The sequence below is a fragment of the Corynebacterium pseudotuberculosis genome (assembly GCF_002155265.1).
In the GTDB taxonomy this organism is placed as follows: domain Bacteria; phylum Actinomycetota; class Actinomycetes; order Mycobacteriales; family Mycobacteriaceae; genus Corynebacterium; species Corynebacterium pseudotuberculosis.
Map to the genome: position 1 here is coordinate 2,144,699 of NZ_CP021251.1, position 18,770 is coordinate 2,163,468.

Below are 18,770 nucleotides of genomic sequence, written 5' to 3' on the forward strand. Positions count from 1 at the left end.
AAGGTAGAGTGAGCGACCAGTGGGATGATCGCAGATCAAAGTAAGCCCACGTTCAACTTGTAGTCCTCCAGAGTATCGCTTTATCTGGCGGCTAGGAGGAGGCACGCCGGTAACCGCGCGCGTGAATCAAGCGAGTAACCGCATCCTGGCTGAACTCATCATTGGTGAGCGCCACAAGGAAGTGATCACGCCACTCACCAAAAATATGCAAGTTACGCTGTAGATACCCTTCTTCCCTAAAACCGTTAGCCTCAAGAATTTTGCGGGAAGCCACGTTTTCCGGCAAAAAAGTGGCCGTTACTCTATGCACGCCTACTCGCTTAAAAGCGTGATCCACCCCCAAGCCACATGCAGCAGTGGCAATTCCTTGCCCTGCATAGGAGCTATGCACCCAGTACCCTATCCAGCATTCAGAAATAGCACCATGCTGAATCCCGCCTAGCGTAAGCTGCCCTACAAATTTTCCTTCGACCTCGATCACAAAAGGTACCGCACTGCCCATATCTGCAAGCTGCTTTATAGAGAAGAAGAAACTCCGCCACATGCGCGACGAATGCGCGGTTTCCCACGAGTCCACAACTGTGGGTTCCACCGACTCAAGGATCTCTCGGTCGGAAAGCCGCATCATACGCCAGGCGGCACCGTCGCTAAGCTGCAACGGTCGAAGCCGCACCGACTTTTCTTGAGTCGCAGAATCTCCAGGAAGCACAAGAGTCTCTGTGTATTCGCCCCAGCCGGGGTGTACGGGGTCGACGGGGCCGCGCGCAGGACGATGCGGGCGCCCAAAACGATTAAGCAAAAAGGACATGGGCGGGTTCTGCTATTTCCTAGCGGTTCTGAGACAGAAAGATAACTTCAACGATATCGCCAGGTCTAACATCCGCTGCGTTCTCTGGAATCTTGATCATGGCATTAGCCTCAGACAATCCCGCCAACAGATGCGCAGGAGTACCATCGGCTCCCCCTAGTGCCTCCACCAGATAGTCCTGTGTTTCCGCGTCACGCATAAGACGCGCTCTGATAAAGCCTCTGCGTCCGAGCTTTGAGCCTACATAGTTAAGAGCGCGTGCTTTCACCGTCCGGCGTTGCGCATTCCGTTTGCCCAGGCTCAATCGCACCACAGGGCGAATAAACATCTCAAAAATCACGAGTGCAGAGACGGTATTGCTGGGCAAGAGAAATACTGGAATTTGATGATCACCAAGCAATCCAAAGCCCTGAACAGAGCCAGGATGCATAGCAACTCGCGTTGTATCTATATCGCCTAAGTCGCTGAGGACACGGCGTATTTCCTCCGCCCCAGATCCTCCGACCGCGCCCGAAATCACAATAATCTCACTGCGCATCATGTGAGATTCCACGATCTCGCGCAGCCTTCGAGGCTCCCCCGCAGCAATGCCAACACGGTGCACATCTGCCCCTGCGTCGCGGCCTGCCGCAGCAAGTGCATAAGAGTTGACATCAAAAACCTGGCCGAGGCTGGGTTCCCTATCAATGTCCACGAGCTCATGCCCCACCGAAATAACCGACATACGAGGACGCGGATAGACCAGGACCTTAGAGCGTCCGACAGCGGCAAGAAGACCAATATGAGCCGGTCCTAGAATTGCGCCAGAGCTTACAGCCACATCTCCAGGACGGATATCGTCACCCACTTTGCGTACAAATTCTCCTGAGCGTACAGGCCTATTGGCAGTCACCCGCTTCCGCCCGCAATCAGTCCACTCTAAGGGGATCACGGCGTCTGAAAGGGTGGGAAGGGGTGCACCTGTATGCACTCGCACCGCCTGTTTGGGTTGTAGGCGTAGCGGGCGCTGCGATCCTGCGGCCACTTCTCCGACCACGGGCAGAGAAGTTTCCGTAGGTACCGGTCTGGGTTCAGGAGCCTTGCCAAGTCCGCGTTCGCCCCCGACGTCTACGGCTCGCACCGCGTAGCCGTCGATAGCTGCTTGGTTAAAGTTGGGTAGCGCTCGAGTCGCCTGCACTTCCTCGGCGCACATGAGCCCTAGGGCCTCAGCGATTGCAATTCGCACCGGCTCAGGCGCAACTGCTGCCTCCGTAACGAGGGCTAGCTGCTGCTCAACTGTGCGCACTTCTACTCCTTAGCACCGTGACTTGCAAATATTCCCCATACCTTTTTTGGCCGTCAAACTGCCTTTTGCGTTCTCTATCGCAGACGTAGCGTTTTACCACCATATCTGAGCGCGGAAGCCCAAAGCGAGCCGGAATATTCTTTTACATCCTTACAACTTTAGTTGACGTTGGTTTAAGAAGTCGCACCGATTGTCTCAATTTTCTGATTAGCTGAGGCAATCGGTTTTCATCAACACCGCAGATTTACCTGATAGGTTATGCGCCGTGTTCTTCCAAAATCTTTCGGAGGACCTTCTTTAAGTGCGGCCCATACGCTGGATCGCGCAACCCAAAATCAACAACAGCCGGTATGTATCCCCCGGGGTTGCCAAGATCATGACGCTTCCCGTCATGCACAAGAATATGCACAGGATGGCCTTCGTCGATAAGCAAATCAATGGCATCCGTGAGTTGCAGCTCACCGCCAGCACCCGGGGTAATTCTACGGAGTGCATCAAAAATAGCCCGATCGAGCAAATAGCGGCCGGTAGCCACAAAATTTGAAGGAGCCTCTTCTACAGAGGGTTTTTCTACCATTCCTTTGACTTTTTTGACGTGATGAGGGCCATCATATGCACTCTCATCGATCTCAAAGACACCGTAGTTATAGACTTCTTCCTCCGGCACTTCAAAGGCGCACAACACGGATCCGCCTAGTTGCTCGCGTACCTCGACCATCTTCTCCACAACGCCCCGCGGAAGCACTAGATCATCGGGAAGCATGACTGCTACGGCATCCTCATCAGGATCAAGGACTGATTCCGCCATGCCAACAGCATGCCCAAGGCCGAGCGGCTTTTCCTGCACTACGGAAACTGGCGCAATAAGCTCAGAGGCATGAACAACTTTTTCATATTGTTCGGTTTTGCCCCGGCTTTGTAGGGTCTCTTCCAACACTGGGAATCGCTTAAAGTGCTCCATGACTTCCTGCTTATTAGGAGCCGTAATTACTGCGAGTCGAGTTGCCCCCAACTGAGCTGCTTCTTCTGCAATCAGTTCAATGCCTGGGGTATCTACCACTGGTAACAGTTCTTTAGGAACCGTTTTTGTGGCAGGAAGGAATCTCGTTCCCATGCCAGCAGCAGGAACGATGACAGTCTTCACCGCGACGCGCGTACTGTCTTGAGCTTCTTGAGGCTGCTTCATGCAGATAAGAGTACATCCGGTATCCACCTCTCCCTAGTTCCGCCACCTGAGATAAAGAAGTTTCTTTGCACTTTCACTGTTTTATGGAAAACGGATAGCTTTTCCACGTCCCTGCGCTAGCATGTACTCCATGCCAGCTGGACAGTTCGATGCCGATAAAGCACAGGATCTTGCCTCCCAGAAGCAACAGAAACGCCGGGAACTCTCTCTCGCGCGCCAGCAACTTCGCCTCTCACAACGGGAAAGCTTTAACAACGCAATTAAGGAACACCTAGCTGTTTTGGTAAAGAATCTAGGCGCCACAAAGCTTGCAGCCTACTGCGCGGACCAGCAAGAACCAGGTGGGGAGGGACTAGTGACGGCACTTTTCAATCTCGGTATAACTCTATGGTTACCGGTCTCCCGCCCCCATGGAATCTTAGAATGGGGCCAATACACACATCCAGGTTCACTTAGACCTGGAGCTTTAGGAATTCTCGAACCTCAGGGGCCATATAAACATAGCCACGATATCTTGCCTACCTTGGACCTTATCGTCGTTCCAGCCCTCGGGGCTACGCCCGAAGGAATACGTATTGGCAAAGGCGCTGGATATTACGACCGAGCCTTGGAAGACTCCCGTACCCCTACCGTCGCGCTGCTCTTCGATTCCGAGATAGACCCCGCTATCCCCCACGAGTCCCACGACGCGCGCACTGACTTCATCATCACCCCCTCAGGAACCAGCACCCGCCAATAAACAGTCAAATAGGGCATGACTTCCTTTTTGGCGATATTGCGAACCCCAAGTTTTCGGCGAAGCATACTTTTACGCCGACTTTTCGCCTGCTTGCTCTGCGTGCTTGCCGCTGTAATAACCATGCGCCAACATCATGAACCCCATACAACGGTATTCCAATACCGTCGAGATATTCACCTCGGCGAGGTTATTACAGAGAAAGACCTACAGGCTTTTTCTATCCCCACCCATTTACTCCCTAACCACGCAATAACTCAGGAAGAGGACATACGGTTTTCCTATCAACGCGATAATGCCCATCCCCACGCCGCACCCAGCCCATCACAGAAGATTTTTCCCCTAGGAACTGACAAGACCACTCGCAGAATTGCCATTTCCGCACGTCCACGTGGTTCCATTGCAGTAAAAACCGACTTTTTACCCCCTCCCCAAGACATCACTAGTGTGATCAAAAACATATCAATGGATCGCGGGGAAGAACTTAACTTGGTCCCCGTCCGACTCGCTCAGCCGAATCTCAGTCAGCTACTACACCCTGGGGACCGCGTAGATTTAGTCGCTTCTGAATCCACTCCAGATTCCAGTTCCGTTGTCGCTGCAGGTGGACTAGTAATATTCGTTCCCGATCCGAGCTCGAATAAGCAAAACAACATTGATTACAGCGCCCTCATTGCTTTTCCTAAGCCTGAGGCCCAGCTAGTCGCCGCAGTAACATTAATAAAACCTATGTCAGTTATTATCACCGGAACACGGACTCAAAACCGCTAAAAGGATCGCCATCAAGCGCATACGGTAGAAGACTATCGGCATTTCCATTAGCCTGAGCAGAGTCGATTTTTGAAAAGAGGAATCATGCTCAAAGGTTTTAAAGACTTTATTCTCCGTGGAAACGTAGTCGAGTTGGCAGTCGCTGTTGTCATCGGCACTGCGTTCACCGCAATCGTTACTGCATTTACCAATCACTTGATCAACCCCTTGATCGCCTCCCTCGGTGGTGCAGATGTTTCGGGTCTCGGCTTCCACATCCGCTCCGGCAATGAGGCCACTTTCCTAGACTTCGGCGCTGTTATCACCGCAGCAATTAACTTCCTCATCATTGCAGCAGTTGTGTACTTCATACTTGTTGCTCCTATGAACAAGCTCAATGAGATGGCAGCTAGGCGCAAAGGCATCCAAGAAGAAAAAGAGGCTCCAGCTTCTATCGAGGCAGAGCTGCTTGAAGAGATCCGTGATCTATTGAAAACCCAAAGAAACGGTAATTTTCTAAGCGAGTAGACAAACTACAGAGAAGTGGGAGCCGACTTACTAGCCGGCTCCCACTTCTCTGTAGTTATTGTGTCCCGTAATGCGGCGGCTCTTGTTCTTTCCAAAAACTCATATCAGCATGGCTAAGCGGTAAGGGTTCTCCGTCTAATGACACAAACCGCTCATCATCAGTACTATCAATTGCCCCAAGATTGTGCGACGCCGAATCTGCGTGCCGATCATAATCTTTAGCCGGCGACGCTTTAAAAACCCGCCGACGTTTCCGCTCCAGCATTTTAGTTCTTCCGCTTAATCAACAGAGTAGCTGCGTAGTTGGTTAATCAGGTGGTGGACAAGAGGAGCCAGGGTGGCCATGCCGTCCCTAATCGCTGCCCGGGAAGGCGCGAGGTTCACAATTACCGTCGAGCCTGATACCCCGGAAATTCCACGAGATACGCAAGCATCTACCGCGCCGCAGGCTAAGCCAGAGGATCTCAAAGCCTGCGCGATACCCGGCACGTTTTGATCCAGCACATCCCGTGTAGCTTCAGGAGTTCTGTCACGAGGGCCGACACCCGTACCACCTACTGTGAGTACCAGATCTACTCCCCCGACCACGCCGGTCTCAATAGCTTTGCGGATTTGTGTCTCCTTTGATTTTACGGACACTATCCCGTCAACGCTAAAGCTAGCCTCAGTCAGCAACTCTGTAAGAAGTCGGCCAGTATCTTCACCTGAGCTAATAGTATGGTCGCTGACCAGTACTACTAAAGCGCGACGGGGTGCATCAAAAAATACTGTGTCTTCAGCCTCATGTGCACGAAAAAACTCCTCATCAGGCTCGCCGATATCTAAAATATCGCGATTAATGAGCTCTGGTGTGGGGATTCCATCAATAGTTGTGCTCATTATGGCCTTTCTTACAGAGAAAACGTTCAACGCAATCATGTAGCGATTGAGGGAAAGAGGCTAGGAGCCTGCTCATAACTCCTTGGTTTAAAACTACTCACTAGTCAGCGTCACGTCTACAGATCGTGAATTCTCGCCGTTTTCATCAACTACTGTCAGTTTAACCGTGGAACCAAAATCACTGCTACGCACTGCGGCAATAAGCGCGTCTGCGCTATCCACAACACGGCCGTTGATCTTGGTGATGATTTCACCAGGCTTTAAGCCTGCTTTACTTCCTGGAGCGCCTTCCGTTACGTCTGCGATAACGGCGCCCTTGACCCGTGCATTAGAGACTAACTGAATGCCAATCATCGGCTGTGTAGCCTTGCCTGTCTCAATCAACTGCGCAGCGACACGTCGTGCAAAATTAGAGGGGATAGCAAAGCCAAGCCCAATAGATCCTGCCTGAGCACCTGACTGCGACTGTCGCTGACTTAAAGACGCAATAACAGAATTTATGCCGATCTGCTTGCCCTCGGAATCTACAAGGGGGCCTCCGGAGTTACCTGGGTTAATTGCGGCATCGGTTTGGACTGCGTCGATAAGCGAAGACTGCCCAGTCTCAGATCCGCCAGCGCGCACAGGACGGTTAAGAGCCGAAACGATGCCGGAAGTCACCGTTGCGGATAATCCAAGAGGAGAACCAATTGCAACAACTTGTTGTCCCACTTGCAGTTTGCTCGAATCACCAAAATTCATCACCGGTAGCCCCGATGCGCCCTTAATCTTTATCACTGCCACATCAGTATTGGGATCGCCCGCGACAAATTCAGCGTCGTGAGTAGAGCCATCATTCATGGTCACAGAAACTTTAGCTCGGTTTGAGTTGGCCTGCGCCACCACATGGTTATTGGTCATAACATAACCGTCTTCCGAGATAATAGAGCCAGAGCCTTCGGAAACTCCTGCCTCCGAGGTCACCATGATAGACACCACAGAAGGCAGAACCTGAGAAGCTACCGACTGCACTGAGCCTGCAGGAGCAGTTTTATTTGTGGTATCGGCGACAGGCTGTTTTAGGGATTCCACAACGGTAGATTTAGTACTGCCAGTATTTACTTTTGAAGCATAAACGCCAGTAATAGACCCAGCTGCTACCGCTGCGACTAACGCAAGTGCCGTTGCAGCGCCCAATCCGATTGCCTTTTTCTCCTTAACAGGTTGTTCCATCACTGGCGGCTCATCGCCCAACATGTGTTGCGGTACTCCCTGTGAGAAGCCCTGAGAGTGGGCGGCTCCTCCGCCTGTGGCCCCCTCGGGTGCCGTGTTCGATACGGCAGGACCACCAGTAGTTGAAGAAGCATTGACAGCATAGGGGTTGTGAACTCGATCAAATTCCCGAGTCTCATGCGTAGGCATTGGCTTCTCTGAGTTGCCCCCAATATAAGGATTGGGTTGATAGCTATTATTTTGTCCAGTTTGTGGATTCTGCTCGCTGTTGTTCATTGCAGTGCGAGGGTCGCGGTCAGAGTTATTAGTGTTATCGGTGCCAAATTGATTAGTCATGATGACAACTATGCAACCACAAACTGCGCTGTATCTGGTACCCGTCTGGTGAATGAATCTAGAAAGACTGCAAGTTTCCTGTGAGAGAATATGCTGCCCATTCCTCAGAATAGTCGCGACAAAATACGCCAACAGGGCTTGACGTTCTCGGCCAAGCCCTGTGTGAGCAGATTCTATTTACGGGGAAATCTATCCGGTTTAGTTAACTCTTTCCTCGACGTTCTGGATGTTTTGCATGCCGTAACCGGCGCATTTCTTCCAGCGTCGAAGGCATTTTTCCCGAGCGTTGAATCAACTGTTTCCGGTATTCGGAAAGCTCATCATCGTCAGGGAATCCAGGGAGAAGAACAGTCATCAATGCTCCACCGTCTTCAGATTCCCCAGCAACGATAGACCCACCGTGGCGTTCAATCGTCGATTGAACAATTGCTAGACCAAGCCCCGAGCCCGGAGTTGATCGAGCCTGCACTGAACGATAAAAACGATCAAAGACCTTCTCACGGTCTTCAACGGGAATTCCCGGACCGGAATCGGCAACCATGATGCACACAGTATGAGCGTCATGCTGTTCCATATTCAGGCGAACGGTGCCGCCTTTAGGAGACCATTTAGCAGCGTTATCCAAGAGATTAAGAATAGCTCGCCCTAAAGCAAAGCTATCGCCATCGAGGTACCAAGGAATCGTAGACATCTCAAACTCAACATCCGAGCGACGACGACGGACTCGCGCCAATGAGGCATCGATAACATCAACCAAATCCACTTCTTCCAGGGCTTTTTCTGGTGTGTCCTGGCGTGCCAGATCTACCAGATCCCCGATGAGAGTAGAGAGCTCTTCCATCTGAGCAATCACATCTCCCTGAAGTGCCCGCTTATCTTCTAAGGAAACCCGGTGGCTATCCGAATTCTGCATCATCATCAGCAATTCAATGTTGGTGCGCATAGAAGTAAGAGGGGTCTTTAGTTCATGTCCGGCATCTGCAACCAATTCAGTTTGCCGTTGCCTCGACTTGCGCAAGGCCTCCAACATCTCGTTGAAATTATTAGCCAACTGCGCGATCTCATCGTTACCCGAGACCTCAATAGGACGTAGATCATCCGTTTCCGTAATGTATCGGACTGCATTGCGTAAACGAGAAATCGGACGAAACACAGTCGAAGACACCACTACTCCTGTACCAAAGGCAAGAAGCACACCAAGACCTGCCACTACGAGAAGAGCAATACCTAAAGTAGTAATCATCCGGTTAGTCTGCGTCATATCTCGCGCCAGCATTACCGTTGCACCGATATTAGAGCGCTTTACTAACACGCGCTCCCCGCTCACTGTGCTCACCCGATAGCCTTCAGTCTGAGCCTTTTCAGAAAGGACTGGAAGCTTATCGCCTACTGCATGAGTCCATCCTGGAGCGGAGATAGAAATGCGAGTATCCGGATTGTAATTCTTAAAACGCTCGACTTCAGATTCCAGGGAATTGAAGAAGGCAGGATCAGTAGAACGCTCCAACATCGCAGATGCTTTAGCGTCCAAGGAGTTATCTACTGATCCACGCAATGCCGCAGACACGCTCCAGTAGGCAGCGATCATCATCATTCCAACGGCAATCGCCACCATTGAAGCTGTGAGCAAAGTAATCCGCCACTTTAGCGGAGTATCACTTCCGGTGACAGTCTTAGGACGGTCATCTACGCCCAGAATGCTTGAGGAATCTGACCCCAAGCTAAATTCGGGGCGTCGAAGGATCACGGTGCAGTGTCCCTCAAAACATAACCAACGCCGCGTACAGTGTGAATCAGGCGGGGCTCGCCCTCAGATTCAGTCTTGCGACGCAGGTAACCGATATACACCTCAAGAGCATTACCTGAAGTTGGGAAATCGTAACCCCAGACTTCCTCAAGAATTGTTGAGCGGCTGAGAACTCGACGTGCATTAGCCATCAGCAGCTGTAGCAGCGCAAACTCTGTACGGGTTAAGCTAATATGCCGTCCCCCACGGGTTACATCGCGGGTGTCTGGGTTCAGCTTAAGATCATCAAAGGTGAGCTCTCCCTGGCTGGGTCCACCGACTGCGTCAGCAGCTGCACGGCGTAGCAAAGACCGAACCCGAGCAAGCAATTCCTCCAAAGCGAAAGGCTTAGGAAGATAATCATCTGCTCCGGCATCCAGACCAGCTACACGATCAGAGACCCCGTCACGGGCAGTGAGGACTAAGATAGGACGGTCGTCTCCAGCACTGCGCAGAGTGCGGCAGACCTCAAGGCCGTCCATCCGAGGCATCATGACATCAAGAATGACAAGTTCCGGTTGCTCTTTCTCGATTACTTCAAGAGCTTGAACACCATCTTCAGCGAGGAATACGTCGTATCCGTTGAAGGACAACGACCGACGCAGGGATTCACGAACCGCTTGTTCGTCATCCACCACAACAATTTTCATATGTCCTATTGTGCCTTTCCGTCTTAGGATGATGCTTAAGCCTCACCCAGAACCACCTGTGAATCTTTATATATACAAAAAGAGCCGACTTCCGGAACTTGGAGTCGGCCCTAAGCGGTCAAAGAGTGACCAACAGCTCTACTAGAACTGCTCAACCTCAACGAGACCAAGCTGAGCTGCTTTTACCAGACGGCGCGGGATACGCACGGTCTGGCCGTCGATCTTCACTTCCTGAAGAGCAACGTTATCAGCTTTCCACTGGGAACGACGAGAGTGCGTATTTGCGCGGGACATACGACGCTTTGGTACTGCCATTTTTCTCTAACCCTCCTCTTAAGCCTTCTTCTTACGGCGGGCCATGCCACCGAAACGACGCTGGAACTTCTCGACGCGGCCAGCCGTATCCATAACGCGCTGTGCACCGGTCCAGAATGGGTGAGACTCGCTGGTGACGTCCACGACGATCAGCGGGTACTCGTTGCCGTCTTCCCATGCAACCGTACGGTCGCTAGAAGCGGTCGAACGAGTCAGGAACTGGTGACCAGTACCTGCATCTTGAAAAACTACCGGGTGGTAGTCAGGATGAATGTCTTTCTTCATAGCTCTCGATTCCCTCAGGATTGAAACTTCAGGTCGGTTCTCCGCATCTTCACAGGCCAAAAGCGTCATTATCACTTAATAACAACGACAACTTACCTTGGCAGAGATCGTGCCTGAGTTGGGTTCGCGATATCGACCATCTCCACAAGGGAGTAGGACAACTTGAAACACTCTACTATGCACCCCCAAAAATAGGAAATTTTCCAATATTGGCCATTCCGTAGACCATTCCGGCAGGGTTTCCAGCACAACCCAGATCTAATGCCATTAAATAGGCGCATAGCAACAATGGCCATATAAAGAATAGCTATATAGCAGTATCTATAAACACACACCGACAATGAGAGTTATAGAGAAAATGTGACCCACATTGCTTACACCACAGAGAATTAGGTAATTCAGCCCCGGACCGGTATGGTTGTCTCTTGCTGTTGTCGAAATTGTTCGTTTATCGCCCCGTCAGCACTGGCAGCGCCCCATATCTTTATGGAGCGGCGCAGCTGCAGGTTGAACGTGGGCGGCTAGGAGAAAGAAACCTATGTCGGCTATTTGCCAGGTTACGGGACGCAAGCCGGGTTACGGCAAGTCGGTCTCGCACTCGCACCGACGCACGTCTCGCCGTTGGAACCCCAACGTGCAGCGTCGTAAGTTCTACCTGCCCTCTGAGGGCCGTACCATCACCCTGAATGTTTCCACCAAGGGCCTTAAGGTCATCGACCGCGATGGCATTGAGTCCGTGGTTGCAAAGATTCGCGCACGTGGGGAGAAGATCTAAAAGATGGCACGTAACGATATCCGTCCGATCATCAAGCTGAAGTCTACGGCTGGCACCGGTTACACCTATGTCACCCGTAAGAACAAGCGAAACAACCCCGATCGCATCTCTTTGATGAAGTACGATCCGGTGGTCCGCAAGCACGTCGAATTCCGCGAGGAGCGATAATCTATGGCTAAGAAGTCCAAGATCGCCAAGAACGAGCAGCGCAAGGAAATCGTCGCCCGCTACGCGGAGCGCCGTAACGAGCTCAAGGCAATCATCAAGAACCCGAATACCTCTGATGAGGACCGTATGGACGCACAGTTCGAGCTGAACCGTCAGCCTCGCGATGCTTCTCCAGCACGTGTCCGCAACCGCGACTCACGCGATGGACGCCCCCGCGGCTTTCTGCGTAAGTTCGGTGTATCCCGTGTCCGTATGCGCGAGATGGCTCACCGTGGTGAGCTTCCGGGCGTCCGTAAGTCCAGCTGGTAATCAGGGAGTTTTCAATGAAGCACAATAACATGAAGAAGGCGCGGATGGAGCAGTCCCGCCGCCCCAAGAAGAACCCTCTCAAGGCCGCAGGCATCGAGAAGGTGGACTACAAGGATATCAACACCCTTCGCCAGTTCATCTCCGATCGCCACAAGATCCGCTCACGTCGTGTGACCGGACTTACTCCGCAGCAGCAGCGTCAGGTTGCAACTGCGGTTAAGAACGCTCGCGAGATGGCTCTCCTGCCGTTCACCAGCCGCTAAATCGACTGGGAGAACAAACAACACGCTCTGGGGTTTTCTCCCCTAGTGCGATGACAGCCTAAGCGCCCATCCGTTTATTCGGGTGGGCGCTTTGCCGTATATCAGATATCGGCGTTGAGCACGGAAAAGGCCGTTTGTGTTGCAAGAAAGCCTTGCCCTAGAACGTTGAAAAGTTTGCGACTGGTATTTTAGTTGTGTAGTCCTTACACGTTGGGAGGCCCCTTAATGCACGAGTCCTTAACCGAGCTTTCCGAGCTAGCGCCACAATGCGCTGACGCACCTACAGCACGAGGCCTCTTAACTGAAGGCCAAGATCTGGTGCGTAATGCAATCGCGCACGGTGAACGCCCCCAAGCGCTTATCGAGTGGTTCTCTCGACTCGTCTCTGATGTACTGCACAGCGAAGGGATAGCAGAGATCACCGGGGGCGCCCAGATTGTTCTCACTGGCGCTATCGGCCGTGGCGATGCGTTACCCGCTTCCCCCATCAAGTGGCTCACTGTTGGCTCTGATGAAGTGACTACGGCAGAACTTGATTCCCTACTCACCAATGTCGGCCTGATCACCGAGCAAACCCGCTTTGGGCACCAACCTCGTTCCAAGAGCGAATGGTGCGGAATGATTGCCAACGCAGACGGACCGGAACTTGCTATCTTTGCAGACGCGGGTTCTTGGTGCTTACAGGAAGTCATTACTCACGCAGATCACAGGCTTTTGCTTATCGACGCCATCAATCAGCGTCCACCAGCGTTACGCCTTCATGAGGGGCTTCCCGACAAGGACGTTCCTGTTGATGTACGTCAAGACCTCTTATACCCGATCATTGCCATCGCGCGTTGGGCTAGTGTTGCAGCTGGTTCCACGGAGGTCTCCACGCGCCGTCGAATTAACGCTGGCGTAGAAGCCGGCCTCCTGTCACAAACTCAGGCGGATTTCCTCCGCCAAGCGTGGGAGAGCGGTCTTGATCTCCAGTTCAAGCGGTGGACGGACCGCGTTCATTCCCACAAAACAACTGTAGATACCCTCCCTGCGATTCAGCGCAGTATTTTTGGGGCTTCGTCTCGAATGGTGTCAGATGTAGCCCGCGTGCTCGCTGCCGAATATGATGTGCAACTAGTTTAGTTTTTCCTGCTAGAAAGGCATTAACGCTCTGCGAGCATCCCCTGCCAAAAATAAACTAGCCATAATTAGTTATCCCGCTAGGTTTCTTTTCGGCTTAGTGTATAAACTAACCTGTTGGTCCTGTGCCACAGAGACACAGCACCCAGGGAAAAGGAAGGAGAGTGCGCAATCACATGGCAGGAGCTGTTGGACGCCCTCGGAAAAATAGCCCGCGTCGCCGTGGCAGCACGGCACGCGAAGAGATTTTGGATGCCTCGTCGGAGCTTTTTACTGTCCAAGGATTTGCTACGACCTCCACTCACCAAATTGCAGACGCAGTCGGTATCCGACAAGCCTCTTTGTACTACCACTTTCCTTCTAAAACTGAAATATTTCTCACTCTGCTTAACTCCACAGTTGAGCCTTCCACTGTATTAGCTGCCGATTTAGGTGAGGCCGAGGTCCCCGCACCACTACGTTTGTGGGCCCTTACTGCCGCCGAATGCCGCCTGCTGTTATCCACTCGGTGGAATGTGGGCAGGCTTTACCAGCTCCCTGTTGCGGCATCACCCGAATTCTCTGAATACCACGCGCAGCGTACCCAACTGCGGCAAATATTCCACGATATCGCCGCAGAAATCGCTGGCTCCGATGACCCTCGGGTTGATCTCCCCTTCCATATCGCAGTGTCTGTCATTGAGATGCGGCCAAACAATGGCATTGTCCCAGAACCGCTTAAGAACGATAGCCTGCCGTCTTTGGCTATTATGCTTGCCGACGCCGCCCTCGCCGTCGTAGGCGCCGAGCTCCCCGTAGACCGGGTAGAACGTACGATGGAGCTCCTAGCCGCCGTAGACAAGAAGCATTCTGAAGCTTAATTTTCTTTCCCAGGCGCCAGTGGTTAATCCCTCTAGCGCCTTTTATTCTTTTATGCGATTAAGCAGGTTAAAAGCCAAGGTGATGAGAGGCGTATCCACCATTTCTCCATCAAGCTTAAATGCTCCAGAATGTCGCTGGGATTCCTCAGCGATCCGCCGCGCCCATGTAATTTGTTCTTCCCCCGGATAAAAGGCTCGTCTTACCACTTCCACTTGTCGAGGGTGAATGCAAGGGTAAAGCGCGAACCCCATCCGCGCCGAGTCTAAAGCCTCTAGGTAAAGCCCGTCTTGATCAGAGAAATCCTGATAGACGGCGTCCATCGCCCATTTTCCTGCTGCTGCAGCATGAATCAATGTCTGTGAACGCGCATACGCCATGGTCTCTCTGTAACGCCCGGGAGTGGGTTCGTCATTACGCTGCCGCGAGTACGCGCCCCCAAGCCCTATTGTTAAGTCGTCGGCACCCCAATATAGCCCGACTACAAGCGGATGCTCAGCAAAGTGCTGAATATTGATTAATGCCGCGGGAGTCTCAATGATAGGGACCACGTTAAAGCCATCTAGGTTCTTAGGCAACCGGGTCCCGACCTTAGGAACGATAACGTTACGGTATTCCGTTTCCCTTACAAAAGCGATGTCCTGATGATAATGCTCATCGGAAGGACCCACCACCCGAACAAAGGTGGTTGCTGGATCAAGATGTGCATTTTTAATATTTTGGTATGCAGATTCCCGGTTAACGTCTCCAGCACCGTCTTCTAGGTCCAGGATCACTAAATCAGCACGTTCTGCGGCCTTTGGGATGATTTCGGCACGATCAGCTGGAGCAAAGAGAATCGCAGGACCAGCAAGTTCGAGAGAATCAGTATGCATAATAACTGAGGCTACCGCTTTGAATACATGTTTGCCGAGCAAATGCTCATTGACATGCAGCACAATCTTTTAAATCTTATTCAGCTGGATTTTTGATCTCCTGATGCCCTGGGTCATGCCAATCGGCATAAGCATTGTCTTTAGTAGTGAGCCCCTGGTGCGGATGTTCCGGAACTTTGGCCAATATATTGCGGCGGGCTCTGCCTGCGCGGAGCTGGCGCTCAACGCGTTCCGCTAGCACTGTCAGGGAATAATTAATAAGAATCATGAGAATCGCGACAACTATCAACGACGGCAAATAATTCCTATTGGTCGCCGATGACTGGATTCCTTGGCGAACAATCTCCACATAACCAATCTGATAACCCAACGCGGAGTCTTTAAGCGCAATAACAGCCTGAGCGATAAGCGCTGGAAGCATCGCAGCTACCGCCTGAGGCAAAAGGATCTTCTGCATCGTTTGCCAGTGCCCCAGCCCTAGCGCTTGCGCAGCCTCTGTTTGACCCCTAGGAAGGGCGCGGATTCCGGCACGCAGAATTTCGGCAATAACGGCCCCGTTATACATGGTCAAACTAAACACCACTGCGGTGAATGCCAGCTCCCGCGGCGGCACTACTTTGTACATTGCAAGTGCTTGATAGCTAAAAATAATCAGCAGTAGCACCGGAACTGCCCGGAAAAATTCTGTTATCGCCGCGCATATCCAGCGGAGCGATCGGCGTCTGGAGAGCCTCCCCAGTCCGAGTAGCACCCCTAAAATGATTGCAAGAATCACAGAGGAAAACGCCGATTTAAGCGTCCCAACAAGGCCAGGAAGCAAATAAGTATTCCATGTCCTTGGGTCTATAAAAGGAGCCCACTTCACAGCATCGAGCTGTCCTTTAGAGTGCAGGGCAACCAACACCCAGCCGATAAGAGCAATAGCTACTATGACAGTAAGAACCGTATATAGTGCGTTTCTACGTAAAGCGTTGGGCCCGGGGGCGTCATAAAGCACTGTCGCACGCACACTCATTTTTTCACCGCCATACGGGTAGATAATGCACCAAGGAAGTACCTCATGGGCAAGGTAAGGGCCATAAAACCTAAAGCAAAACAACCAAAGATCACAAAGAGCTGACTTGCGTGGTTTTCAATGACCTCCTTCATCAGCAGTGACGCCTCCCCTACACCGATGACCGAAGCAATCGTGGTGTTTTTGGTTAACGCGATCAAGGTGTTTCCCAACGGAACAATGGCCGCTCGAATGGCCTGAGGGAAAATAATCTTATTAAAGGTCTGGGAAAAACTTAGTCCTAGGGACCGAGCGGCTTCTGCTTGTCCAAAATCAACAGTGTTTATTCCTGAACGCAAGCACTCAGAGACAAACGCAGAGGTGTAAAGAATGAAGCCCAAAGTGGCCAAACGGAAGTTATTATCAGCCAAAAAGGTTGCGCTTTCTCTACTGGCTAACGATAATCCGAGCGTTTGGTAGAGTCCGAAAGAGTAAAAGAGAACTACCAACGTCAGAGGAATATTGCGCACTGTATTTACGTACAGTGCTGCTAGCGTGCGAAGAATGCGCACAGGTGACACCCGCATGGCGGTGAGCAGAGTCCCACACGCCATCGCGCCCATAGCTGCCAACGCTGTGAGCTTAATGGTTGCCCAAAATGCGGGAAGGATAGCAGGCCCTAGTTGAGACCACATGGCGTCCATGAGATTATGCCTTCCTGGTTAAGGAAAAGAAATCATTATTTGATAAACGTGAGGTCACCAGGCTTAGCGGTTGCCACGCCAGCTGCGGCATCTCCAAGGTTCTTCTTGACTAGCTTTTCAAATTCACCAGACGAATTAAGTTGGTTCAGAGCCTCATTTACGGCTTTGGTAGCTTCTGCATCGTCTTTTTTCAGCCCAATACCATAGTATTCATCCGTATAGGGGGTTTGATCCTCCTTAAACATCTCTACGACCTTGAAGGAGCCTTCGTTTTGCTGGGCATATCCGTTAAGGATGGTTGCGTCAGTGGTCAACGCATCCACATTTCCTTGGCGTAAGGCCTCAACGCAGGAAGAGTAGGTGTCATATTCTTGAAGCTGCACACCAGGTAGAGATTCCTTCACTTTTTGAGCAGGTGTGGAGCCAGAGACCGAACATAGAATCTTGCCATGTTCTAGGTCTTTTACTTCTTTAATCCCAGCATCATCTTTTCGTGTCAATAGCGCCTGATGCGTGAGCAGATAGGGACCGCCAAAGTTCACTGTTTCAGCGCGGCTCTTATTGATAGAGTATGTGGCTGCAATAAGGTCAACTTCTCCGTTTTGAATGAGACTTTCACGTTGCGCAGAGGGAGTCTCGCGCCATTCCACGTCTGGGTGCTTCCATCCTTTGGTATCCGCGATGTGATTGACCACGTACTGTGCGATATCAACGTCAAGACCAGACATTCCCCCACTTGCTTCTTTCATCCCCAGGCCGGGCTGGTCAAACTTAGTTCCCAGAGTGACTTGGCCAGATTCAATATGGCCGAGGAGCCCGGCACCATCGTTATTGTTACCGCCGCATGCGGCGAGAGTGGTAGCTGACAGCAGGGCTATAGCTGAGGCTCCAAGAAAGCGGGTACTCGTGCGTATCATTGTTTCTTTCCTTAAAAATAGAAGAGGGAATAAGGCCTCAAGAGGCTTAATGGGAAAGGATCTTTCCTAGGAAATCTTTTGCTCGATCCGATTGCGGAGAAGTAAAGAAGGACTCCGGAACCGAATCCTCCACGATGAGACCATCTGCCATAAAAAGCACTCGATCTGCAGCTTTCCGGGCAAACCCCATCTCGTGGGTAACACAGATCATCGTCATGCCTTCGCGAGCTAGATCCGCCATAACATCAAGAACCTCATTAACCATTTCTGGATCTAACGCTGAGGTGGGTTCGTCGAAAAGCATTACTTTTGGTTTCATAGCAAGCGCTCTCGCTATGGCGACGCGTTGCTGTTGTCCGCCAGAAAGCTGAGCTGGAAATTTATCGGCTTGGCTGGCAATCCCCACGCGCTCCAGCAGCTGCATTGCCAGCAAACTTGCCTCTTTTTTGCCCAGTTTTTTCACGTTGACGGGACCGAGCGTGATATTCTCGCGGATCGTCTTATGCGGGAAAAGGTTGAATTGCTGAAACACCATTCCGACTTCGGAGCGCAACCTTGCGAGTTCTTTTCCTTCTTCCGGCAGTTTATGCCCATCGATAAAAATTTCTCCGCTATCGATAGTTTCGAGCCGGTTAATGGTGCGACAAAGCGTTGATTTTCCAGAGCCTGAGGGGCCTAGAACCACCACGACTTGCCCCCTGGGCACATTAAGATTGATGTCTCGCAAAGCATGAAAGTGATCAAAGTACTTATTCACTTTCTGCATGGATACCATCAACCCACACTCATCTGTGTTCTGGATCATAGCGAGAAGACTAAATGACCTAGATCAACTTTCCTAGAGGGAATTTTCTCAGGTTTCACAATTGCATGAACAAAACCCCCACGTGCTGCGACTGTGCGCGCGGAATCAAACTTTCTCACACCCTAAAAAGGGTGATACTAATCACGCATAGGTGAGCACGCCACTGCCCCTCCCCCGCTTTCCGGCAAAACAAAACCGGCCTTGCTTAAAACATCTTCCCCTCCCAA

Annotated in this window: 24 protein-coding genes; 9 read left to right on the forward strand and 15 right to left on the reverse strand. The window is 51.6% G+C overall.

Annotated elements, in window-relative coordinates; all coding sequences use genetic code 11:
- Positions 1 to 91: 91 nt before the first annotated feature.
- The 3 genes from CpATCC19410_RS09865 to CpATCC19410_RS09875 form a co-directional block, all read right to left on the reverse strand.
- On the reverse strand, positions 92 to 808 hold the full coding sequence (locus CpATCC19410_RS09865; RefSeq protein ID WP_013241525.1) for a GNAT family N-acetyltransferase: 717 nt from the start codon (positions 806 to 808) through the stop codon (positions 92 to 94).
- Positions 809 to 827: 19 nt separating this feature from the next.
- Positions 828 to 2,093 carry a molybdotransferase-like divisome protein Glp gene (gene glp, locus CpATCC19410_RS09870; protein ID WP_013241524.1) on the reverse strand — a complete coding sequence of 422 codons (1,266 nt, stop codon included), beginning with the start codon at positions 2,091 to 2,093 and terminating at the stop codon, positions 828 to 830.
- A gap of 256 nt (positions 2,094 to 2,349) precedes the next feature.
- On the reverse strand, positions 2,350 to 3,279 hold the full coding sequence (locus CpATCC19410_RS09875) for a UTP--glucose-1-phosphate uridylyltransferase (protein WP_014401072.1): 930 nt from the start codon (positions 3,277 to 3,279) through the stop codon (positions 2,350 to 2,352).
- Between the two features lie 130 nt (positions 3,280 to 3,409).
- Here CpATCC19410_RS09875 and CpATCC19410_RS09880 point away from each other — a divergent pair, with 130 nt between their 5' ends.
- From CpATCC19410_RS09880 to mscL, 3 genes are all read left to right on the forward strand, one after another.
- Positions 3,410 to 4,018: a 5-formyltetrahydrofolate cyclo-ligase gene (locus tag CpATCC19410_RS09880; RefSeq protein WP_014300572.1), complete on the forward strand. Its 609-nt coding sequence runs from the start codon at positions 3,410 to 3,412 to the stop codon at positions 4,016 to 4,018.
- A gap of 15 nt (positions 4,019 to 4,033) precedes the next feature.
- Complete coding sequence (locus CpATCC19410_RS09885) at positions 4,034 to 4,786, forward strand: CpaB family protein (RefSeq protein WP_013241521.1); 753 nt, start codon at positions 4,034 to 4,036, stop codon at positions 4,784 to 4,786.
- Positions 4,787 to 4,870: 84 nt separating this feature from the next.
- Positions 4,871 to 5,293, forward strand: coding sequence for a large conductance mechanosensitive channel protein MscL (gene mscL / locus CpATCC19410_RS09890; RefSeq protein ID WP_013241520.1), 423 nt, complete (start codon positions 4,871 to 4,873; stop codon positions 5,291 to 5,293).
- Positions 5,294 to 5,348: 55 nt separating this feature from the next.
- Here the strand turns inward: mscL and CpATCC19410_RS11100 are convergent, their stop codons facing one another.
- The 7 genes from CpATCC19410_RS11100 to CpATCC19410_RS09925 form a co-directional block, all read right to left on the reverse strand.
- On the reverse strand, positions 5,349 to 5,558 hold the full coding sequence (locus tag CpATCC19410_RS11100) for a hypothetical protein (protein ID WP_014300570.1): 210 nt from the start codon (positions 5,556 to 5,558) through the stop codon (positions 5,349 to 5,351).
- Between the two features lie 14 nt (positions 5,559 to 5,572).
- Entirely contained in the window at positions 5,573 to 6,172 is a 600-nt protein-coding gene (locus CpATCC19410_RS09900) for a MogA/MoaB family molybdenum cofactor biosynthesis protein (protein WP_014300569.1), read from the reverse strand.
- Between the two features lie 93 nt (positions 6,173 to 6,265).
- The gene (locus tag CpATCC19410_RS09905) at positions 6,266 to 7,720 is read right to left on the reverse strand and encodes a S1C family serine protease (RefSeq protein ID WP_013241518.1); all 1,455 of its coding nucleotides are present in this window, start codon (positions 7,718 to 7,720) and stop codon (positions 6,266 to 6,268) included.
- 202 nt (positions 7,721 to 7,922) lie between these two features.
- A complete protein-coding gene (locus tag CpATCC19410_RS09910) occupies positions 7,923 to 9,467 on the reverse strand; it encodes a HAMP domain-containing sensor histidine kinase (RefSeq protein ID WP_013241517.1) in 1,545 nt (514 codons plus the stop codon).
- Positions 9,464 to 10,156, reverse strand: a complete 693-nt coding sequence (locus CpATCC19410_RS09915) for a response regulator transcription factor (protein WP_013241516.1) — start codon at positions 10,154 to 10,156, stop codon at positions 9,464 to 9,466. Before CpATCC19410_RS09915 ends, CpATCC19410_RS09910 begins: the two co-directional genes overlap by 4 nt.
- Positions 10,157 to 10,297: 141 nt before the next feature.
- Positions 10,298 to 10,471 (reverse strand): 50S ribosomal protein L32, encoded by a 174-nt coding sequence (rpmF, locus tag CpATCC19410_RS09920; RefSeq protein ID WP_013241515.1) that lies wholly within the window; start codon positions 10,469 to 10,471, stop codon positions 10,298 to 10,300.
- An 18-nt stretch (positions 10,472 to 10,489) separates the two neighbouring features.
- The gene (locus CpATCC19410_RS09925) at positions 10,490 to 10,756 is read right to left on the reverse strand and encodes a type B 50S ribosomal protein L31 (RefSeq protein ID WP_013241514.1); all 267 of its coding nucleotides are present in this window, start codon (positions 10,754 to 10,756) and stop codon (positions 10,490 to 10,492) included.
- Positions 10,757 to 11,294: 538 nt separating this feature from the next.
- Here CpATCC19410_RS09925 and rpmB point away from each other — a divergent pair.
- The 6 genes from rpmB to CpATCC19410_RS09955 all read left to right on the forward strand — a co-directional run bounded on the left by rpmB (position 11,295) and on the right by CpATCC19410_RS09955 (position 14,250).
- Positions 11,295 to 11,531, forward strand: a complete 237-nt coding sequence (gene rpmB / locus CpATCC19410_RS09930) for a 50S ribosomal protein L28 (RefSeq protein ID WP_013241513.1) — start codon at positions 11,295 to 11,297, stop codon at positions 11,529 to 11,531.
- A gap of 3 nt (positions 11,532 to 11,534) precedes the next feature.
- A complete protein-coding gene (gene rpmG, locus CpATCC19410_RS09935; protein WP_003858439.1) occupies positions 11,535 to 11,699 on the forward strand; it encodes a 50S ribosomal protein L33 in 165 nt (54 codons plus the stop codon).
- A gap of 3 nt (positions 11,700 to 11,702) precedes the next feature.
- Complete coding sequence (rpsN, locus tag CpATCC19410_RS09940) at positions 11,703 to 12,008, forward strand: 30S ribosomal protein S14 (protein WP_013241512.1); 306 nt, start codon at positions 11,703 to 11,705, stop codon at positions 12,006 to 12,008.
- Positions 12,009 to 12,022: 14 nt separating this feature from the next.
- Positions 12,023 to 12,271 (forward strand): 30S ribosomal protein S18, encoded by a 249-nt coding sequence (rpsR, locus tag CpATCC19410_RS09945; protein WP_013241511.1) that lies wholly within the window; start codon positions 12,023 to 12,025, stop codon positions 12,269 to 12,271.
- 225 nt (positions 12,272 to 12,496) lie between these two features.
- A complete protein-coding gene (locus CpATCC19410_RS09950) occupies positions 12,497 to 13,393 on the forward strand; it encodes a putative nucleotidyltransferase substrate binding domain-containing protein (RefSeq protein WP_013241510.1) in 897 nt (298 codons plus the stop codon).
- Positions 13,394 to 13,566: 173 nt separating this feature from the next.
- Complete coding sequence (locus CpATCC19410_RS09955; RefSeq protein WP_014300567.1) at positions 13,567 to 14,250, forward strand: TetR/AcrR family transcriptional regulator; 684 nt, start codon at positions 13,567 to 13,569, stop codon at positions 14,248 to 14,250.
- A gap of 42 nt (positions 14,251 to 14,292) precedes the next feature.
- Here the strand turns inward: CpATCC19410_RS09955 and CpATCC19410_RS09960 are convergent, their stop codons facing one another.
- From CpATCC19410_RS09960 to CpATCC19410_RS09980, 5 genes are all read right to left on the reverse strand, one after another.
- Positions 14,293 to 15,123, reverse strand: coding sequence for an HpcH/HpaI aldolase/citrate lyase family protein (locus CpATCC19410_RS09960; protein ID WP_014300566.1), 831 nt, complete (start codon positions 15,121 to 15,123; stop codon positions 14,293 to 14,295).
- A gap of 76 nt (positions 15,124 to 15,199) precedes the next feature.
- The gene (locus CpATCC19410_RS09965; protein WP_014401069.1) at positions 15,200 to 16,138 is read right to left on the reverse strand and encodes an amino acid ABC transporter permease; all 939 of its coding nucleotides are present in this window, start codon (positions 16,136 to 16,138) and stop codon (positions 15,200 to 15,202) included.
- Complete coding sequence (locus tag CpATCC19410_RS09970; protein ID WP_013241506.1) at positions 16,135 to 16,821, reverse strand: amino acid ABC transporter permease; 687 nt, start codon at positions 16,819 to 16,821, stop codon at positions 16,135 to 16,137. The genes CpATCC19410_RS09965 and CpATCC19410_RS09970 overlap by 4 nt, the downstream gene beginning before the upstream one ends.
- Positions 16,822 to 16,856: 35 nt before the next feature.
- On the reverse strand, positions 16,857 to 17,738 hold the full coding sequence (locus CpATCC19410_RS09975) for a glutamate ABC transporter substrate-binding protein (RefSeq protein WP_013241505.1): 882 nt from the start codon (positions 17,736 to 17,738) through the stop codon (positions 16,857 to 16,859).
- Positions 17,739 to 17,784: 46 nt separating this feature from the next.
- Positions 17,785 to 18,543 (reverse strand): amino acid ABC transporter ATP-binding protein, encoded by a 759-nt coding sequence (locus CpATCC19410_RS09980; protein WP_014401068.1) that lies wholly within the window; start codon positions 18,541 to 18,543, stop codon positions 17,785 to 17,787.
- Positions 18,544 to 18,770: the final 227 nt, after the last annotated feature.